Source organism: Candidatus Flexifilum breve, from assembly GCF_016713355.1.
In genome coordinates, this window is the sequence record NZ_JADJPI010000048.1 from 21,497 (window position 1) to 26,787 (window position 5,291).

Annotated in this window: 9 protein-coding genes; 4 read left to right on the plus strand and 5 right to left on the minus strand. The window is 58.8% G+C overall.

From position 1 onward, the window contains the following. The first annotated feature begins 105 nt into the window (after window positions 1-105). The 4 genes from IPK17_RS40295 to IPK17_RS40310 all read left to right on the plus strand — a co-directional run bounded on the left by IPK17_RS40295 (window position 106) and on the right by IPK17_RS40310 (window position 2,675). The gene (locus IPK17_RS40295) at window positions 106-1,017 is read left to right on the plus strand and encodes a tetratricopeptide repeat protein (RefSeq protein ID WP_343423404.1); all 912 of its coding nucleotides are present in this window, start codon (window positions 106-108) and stop codon (window positions 1,015-1,017) included. Next, window positions 998-1,237: a tetratricopeptide repeat protein gene (locus IPK17_RS40300; protein ID WP_350341698.1), complete on the plus strand. Its 240-nt coding sequence runs from the start codon at window positions 998-1,000 to the stop codon at window positions 1,235-1,237. The genes IPK17_RS40295 and IPK17_RS40300 overlap by 20 nt, the downstream gene beginning before the upstream one ends. A 438-nt stretch (window positions 1,238-1,675) precedes the next feature. Next, window positions 1,676-2,509: a DNA polymerase III subunit gene (locus tag IPK17_RS40305; protein WP_343423406.1), complete on the plus strand. Its 834-nt coding sequence runs from the start codon at window positions 1,676-1,678 to the stop codon at window positions 2,507-2,509. Continuing rightward, window positions 2,478-2,675: a hypothetical protein gene (locus tag IPK17_RS40310; protein WP_343423407.1), complete on the plus strand. Its 198-nt coding sequence runs from the start codon at window positions 2,478-2,480 to the stop codon at window positions 2,673-2,675. The genes IPK17_RS40305 and IPK17_RS40310 overlap by 32 nt, the downstream gene beginning before the upstream one ends. Before the next feature lie 240 nt (window positions 2,676-2,915). Here the strand turns inward: IPK17_RS40310 and IPK17_RS40315 are convergent, their stop codons facing one another. The 5 genes from IPK17_RS40315 to IPK17_RS40335 all read right to left on the minus strand — a co-directional run bounded on the left by IPK17_RS40315 (window position 2,916) and on the right by IPK17_RS40335 (window position 4,641). Further along, window positions 2,916-3,530: a DUF1697 domain-containing protein gene (locus IPK17_RS40315; protein ID WP_343423408.1), complete on the minus strand. Its 615-nt coding sequence runs from the start codon at window positions 3,528-3,530 to the stop codon at window positions 2,916-2,918. Continuing rightward, the gene (locus IPK17_RS40320; RefSeq protein ID WP_343423409.1) at window positions 3,527-3,718 is read right to left on the minus strand and encodes a hypothetical protein; all 192 of its coding nucleotides are present in this window, start codon (window positions 3,716-3,718) and stop codon (window positions 3,527-3,529) included. Before IPK17_RS40320 ends, IPK17_RS40315 begins: the two co-directional genes overlap by 4 nt. A gap of 129 nt (window positions 3,719-3,847) precedes the next feature. Next, window positions 3,848-4,066 carry a hypothetical protein gene (locus tag IPK17_RS40325; RefSeq protein WP_343423410.1) on the minus strand — a complete coding sequence of 73 codons (219 nt, stop codon included), beginning with the start codon at window positions 4,064-4,066 and terminating at the stop codon, window positions 3,848-3,850. A 23-nt stretch (window positions 4,067-4,089) separates the two neighbouring features. After that, complete coding sequence (locus IPK17_RS40970) at window positions 4,090-4,377, minus strand: PHP domain-containing protein (protein ID WP_350341697.1); 288 nt, start codon at window positions 4,375-4,377, stop codon at window positions 4,090-4,092. 6 nt (window positions 4,378-4,383) lie between these two features. Continuing rightward, complete coding sequence (locus IPK17_RS40335; protein WP_343423412.1) at window positions 4,384-4,641, minus strand: stage V sporulation protein S; 258 nt, start codon at window positions 4,639-4,641, stop codon at window positions 4,384-4,386. Window positions 4,642-5,291: the final 650 nt, after the last annotated feature.

Here is a 5,291-nt window from a genome sequence, read left to right on the forward strand (position 1 = left end):
CGATCGGCAGTTACAACCGCGCGCTGGACTTCAGCCCGGACGATCTGTGCGTGCCGGGCTCAGCGCGCCGCGCTGTATGACGCGCTCCAACTGTGGAACGAAGCGATGGCCGACTACGACGCCATTGTGAGCGCCGCGCCGTCCGCCGATTGGGCGTACCGAGCGCGCGCGGTCAGCTTCCGCGCGCAGCAGCTTTACGACTCGGCGGTCAACGATTTGAACAACGCGGCGCAATTGGACGCCGCCGATCCCGCCAACGCATATTGGCGCGGCGCAACCGCCTACGCCATGAATGACTACACCAACGCCGTGACCCAGTTCAGCGAAGCGATTCGGCTGGCACCGACCAGCGCCAATGCCTTCGCGTGGCGCGCCGCCGCCAACCGCGAACAGGGGCAAATCGATGCCGCGTTCACCGACTTCAATGAAGCGATCCGCCTGGCGCCGCAGGCGGGCGCGTACTATTCGTCGGTGGGCGACCTGTACTACAACCAGCAGCGCTACGCGGAAGCGATCGCCAACAAGAACCGCGCGATCACGCTGGAACCGAACAATTCGCGCTACTACACGGATCTCGGCGGCATCTACTACTTCGCGCAGCAGGACTATGCCACCGCCGTCGAAATCTACACGCAGGCGCTGTACGCCGATGGCAATAACGCCACCGCCTACTACTACCGCGGGCTGAGTCAGGTGGAACTGGGACGCCCTGACGCCGCCATTGGTGACTTCAGCGCGGCGATCAATCTCGATCCCGACAACGGCGGCTATGTCGAAGCGCGCGCCCGCGCTCATTCGGACGTGGGGCGGTATGAAGAAGCGCTCGCCGACTTCAACGAGGCGATCCGCTTGCAGCCGGAGAGCGCCACCCTGTATTCGCTGATCGGCGATGTGTACTATGCGCTCGGGCGCTATCAGGAAGCGATAGACAGCGAGACGCGCGATTGCGCTGGACCCGAACAACGCGCGGCGCTATACCGATCTCGCCGGGATCTACCTGTTCGCGCTCAACGATAATGAGATGGCCGCGACGATCTACACCCGGGCGCTCGAAGCCAATCCGCAAGACTCGGTCGCGCTGTTCTATCGCGGGCTGGCGCAGTTCAATGCGGGACGCATCGATCAGGCGCGCGCCGATATTCAGGCCGCTATGCAGATCGACCCGGCGAACACCGATTATCAGACGTGGCTGAGCGAGAATTATCTGGCGCTGGGGCTGAGTCAGCCGAGCTTTTAGGGGCTGGCCTCACCCCCGACCCCTCTCCCAAGGGAGAGGGAAGCAAGATGGTACGCTGGTATAGGGACGCGCAACAGCGCGTCCGTTTCACCCCCAATCCCGCGGACGCCCCGTTGGGCTTGTCCGCAAATCAAACAACCCACCCCACCCCCGGCCCCTCCCCGAATTCGGGGAGGGGAGCCAGCAAAAGCCGCTTTTCTCCCCTCTCCCCGCTTGCGTGGGAGAGGGGCTGGGGGTGAGGGGTAAACTCGAATCACCCTTTCTGAGCCGTTGCGAATGGTGAATCATTTGCGGACAAGCCCCGTTGGGCGTCCCTACTATTCCTCGATTGTTAAACCTGTCTGTCCTCAAGGCTTGGAGAAGGGAGCAATAATCGGCGTGGATGGTGTGCAACGCAGGCTGTGCTATGATCGTCTCAGGAAACAGGATGTTGAGTGAATGACGACGACTTTTACACACCACTGGCAGGTCTACGGGCACGATTGGGCAGTGGCGCACTTACAGCAGAGCATGGCGTATGAACGCATCCGCCACGGCTATCTGTTCGTCGGCCCGGAGTCGGTCGGCAAAGAGACGCTGGCGCGGCAGTTCGCGATGGCGCTCAACTGCACTGACCCCGACCGCAAGCCGTGCGGGCAGTGCTCCGCCTGCCGCCGCATCGCCACCGGCAACCACCCGGATGTGCTGTACACGCAGCGCGACTCCGAGACCAGCCCGCTCAAAATCGAAGAACTGCGCTTGATGATGCAGAAGCTGGCGCTCAAGCCGTTCGAAGCGCGCTACCGTATCGCCGTATTCCGCGACTTCGACACGGCGCAGCCCCGCGCGCAGGACGCGCTGCTCAAAACGCTGGAAGAACCCGCGCCGCACGCCATTCTGATTTTGCTGGCCAAGTCGCTGGAGCCGGTGCTGCCGACCATCACCAGCCGCAGTCAGGTGATCCATCTACGCCCCGCCGCCGTGCAGACGGTCTACGAGACGCTGACGGAACTGTTCAACGCGGACGAGGATCGAGCGCGGCTGCTGGCACACCTGAGCGCCGGGCGCATGGGCTGGGCGATCAACGCGCTCAATAATGAAGAGGTGCTCGGTCAGCGCGGGGGCATTCGATCTGCTGATCAACATCCTCGGCATGACGCGCGTCGAACGCTTCAAGCAGTCCGACGATCTATCGAAGGACAAAGCGGCGCTGATCACGCTGCTGGAACTGTGGCTGTCGTTCTGGCGGGATGTGTTTCTATTGGCGGAGAACAGCGGCCTCGAACCGACTAACATCGATCAAGCGGCGGCGCTCGATCAGCTCAAAGATCGGATGAGCGGGGAAGAAGCGGCGACGGCGGTCAGCACCACGCGCAAGACCATCGGTCTGCTGACGGATACGAACGCCAATGCGCGCCTCGCGCTCGACGTGCTGCTGCTGGATTATCCGGGGATCTAAACCGACCCCACCCCCAGCCCCTACCAGAATTCAGTTCACGCAGGATAGTTTTAAGCTCAACTTCCCTAACGATACGTTGTAGGACGGCCTTCTGGCCGTCCGCTGACTACCCTGTCCTATTGGAGGGGCGATACATTCCCGCCAGCCCGATTTCTTTTTCGTAGGGACGAGGCATGCCTCGCCCTAATTTCGGGAAGAAAACAGAGAGGACAAGGCATGTCTTGTCCCGACAATGGCCTGTCAAGCCAAGGTCTGTGTGCGGTTTAAGGACACGCTCAAAATTGAAACCGCTAGCGGTCGATCAGCGTCAGCTTGCAGCGCCAGATCGAGCAGTTTGGTGGTGGTGTTCCAATTGCGGATGGTCATGAGTTTGTAGGCGGGGTCGGCCATGATTTTGTTGAGGCGGCTTTTGGTACGTTGGGCGCTGAGCCGCTGCGAGTAGATCACGCCGTCGCCCGCCCAGACTTGATCGACCCCCTCACGCGGATTGAAAATCGCCAGCGTGGCCTGCGCGTCGATCCCCATTAAGAAGATGGCATCGCTGTGATATTTGTCGGGTTCCTCGCCGAAGCCGTCCGGCTTATGCTCGATGACCCGCTGCAATTGTTTGCGCGTCAACGCCAGGACTTTGATCTGCGGGCTATCAAGCTTAAATCTGGTTGCCAGGAGGGTTTCAACTTGGGCAGCCAGCGTTGCGGCATCAAGATCAGACTTGAGGATCACGTTACCGCTCTGGATATACGTGGTCACGCGGGCAAAACCATGGGCCTCAAGGTGGCTTTTCAGCTCTGCCATGGGGATCTTGTTCTTGCCGCCGACATTGATCCCGCGGATCAGGATGACATAGGTCGTCATAGCGATTCGCGCGTATGGTTTAGGGGGTAGCGTACCGCGCGGCGCGTTGGCGCAGCTCGGACACAGCCTTCCGGCGGCGTCTCCATGCCGATGCGGACGTCCGGTTTGATGGCCAAACCGTGAAAGTCGGAACCGCCGGTCATGATGAGGCTGAATTCGCGGGCTAAGGCGCGCATCTGGAAGCGCACGCTTTCGAATTGCTCGGATGCGTCACTTCGACGCCATCCAGCCCTGCGGGAGCAAGCGGCGGACCATCGCTTCGGGATCCGGCAGCAGACCGGGATGCGCCAGCACAGCGACGCCCTTGGCGGCATGAATCATTGTACAGCTTCTTCCGGTGACAAGCGCCGCCGCGCGACATACGCGATGCCATCATTGGCGATATAGCGATCAAACGCGTCGCGCACGGTCTCGACGTAGCCCGCTTCGACCATCGCCCGCGCAATATGCGGTCGGCCAATCGAACCGCCATCCGCCAGCGCAGCGATCCGGTTCCAGTCGAGCGGTAGGCCGAGCGCCGCCAGCTTTTCAACCATCCGCTGGCCGCGCGTAAAACGATCTAATCTGGAACTTCGCAGTTCCGGCCTGAAAGGCATCGTCTTGGATATCGATGAAGTAACCCCAGCACATGCACATCGCCCGCGTCATCTTCGGCGCTGAACTCAATGCCGGGAATAATTTGAGGCGACCCGACTTTGCGAGCCGCCTCCTGAGCTTCCGCGATTCCGTCCGTTGTATCGTGATCGGTTATCGCGATGATATCGAATTTCTGTGCAAGCGCAACTAACTCTGATGGCGTATGCTGGCCATCGGACGCGTTCGTATGCAGATGTAAGTCTACACGCATGCGCCTCTACGGACGGGGTTCGACAATAAAGCGTACCGCCGTGCGCTCCTGACCTTCGATGTCAACTTCAGTGAAATATGGAGTGCAAACAATATCGATTTGATCGCCGTTCAAATAACCCCGTGCAATCGCCAGTGCCTTTACCGCCTGGTTGACCGCACCCGCACCAATCGCTTGGACTTCCGCGTACCGATGTTCACGGATAACTGCGGCAATCGCCCCCGCTACCGCTGTGGAACGCGATTTCGCGGACACCTTGATCACGTCCGGCTTGCCTGGCTACCGGCGTCGTCGGTTCGTCCATGTAATCATCCGATTCAGTGTTATAGAAGGTTGCACGATCATCTTGAACGTCTGGCATCGCTCCACCTCGGGTACATTGCAACACGAATTTTAACCTAACGACATTGTACATGTAAAGATTGTGGATGTCTATACCGTCGTACAATGAAAATTGTAATAAAAGTAGATTTCGCCTAGGACATTGGGATTATCTTTGCAAAATACCGGGTTTGACAGGAATTATCCCAATGTTAAAACATTCGCTGGAATCGGGTAGGCGAAAATCTGATCGGTTTTTCCGCTCAATGTTAAAACATTTCAGTGACATTAAATCCCAAGCTTAAACTTTTCAATTTTAAGGTTGATCGTTTGTGTCAGAACAGGAGATCGACTATACTGATTTGTACGTCGCCAAGACCGACGGATGTTGATGACCCGGCATCCCAATGCCGCGCGGTCGGTAAATCACCTCAATAACAATTGACGCTAAGATCTAGCTCGGCGAGAGAGAACTGCTCTCGGACTTATTCGATTTCGTTTTCACCGGATTGGGGCGCAGCCCTCCCCAATAGAGGACAAGGTTTCGTGAACCCGCAAGAGACGTGGAAGTCCGCTTACCATCAACTTGAACT

Excerpts from the sequence above, each read along its gene's own strand:
- IPK17_RS40295 (WP_343423404.1), top strand. The coding sequence starts at position 106 with ATGGCCGACTACGACGCCATTGTGAGCGCCGCGCCGTCCGCCGATTGG.
- IPK17_RS40305 (WP_343423406.1), top strand. The coding sequence starts at position 1,676 with ATGACGACGACTTTTACACACCACTGGCAGGTCTACGGGCACGATTGG.
- IPK17_RS40315 (WP_343423408.1), bottom strand. The coding sequence starts at position 3,530 with ATGACGACCTATGTCATCCTGATCCGCGGGATCAATGTCGGCGGCAAG.
- IPK17_RS40325 (WP_343423410.1), bottom strand. The coding sequence starts at position 4,066 with ATGGTTGAAAAGCTGGCGGCGCTCGGCCTACCGCTCGACTGGAACCGG.
- IPK17_RS40970 (WP_350341697.1), bottom strand. The coding sequence starts at position 4,377 with ATGCGTGTAGACTTACATCTGCATACGAACGCGTCCGATGGCCAGCAT.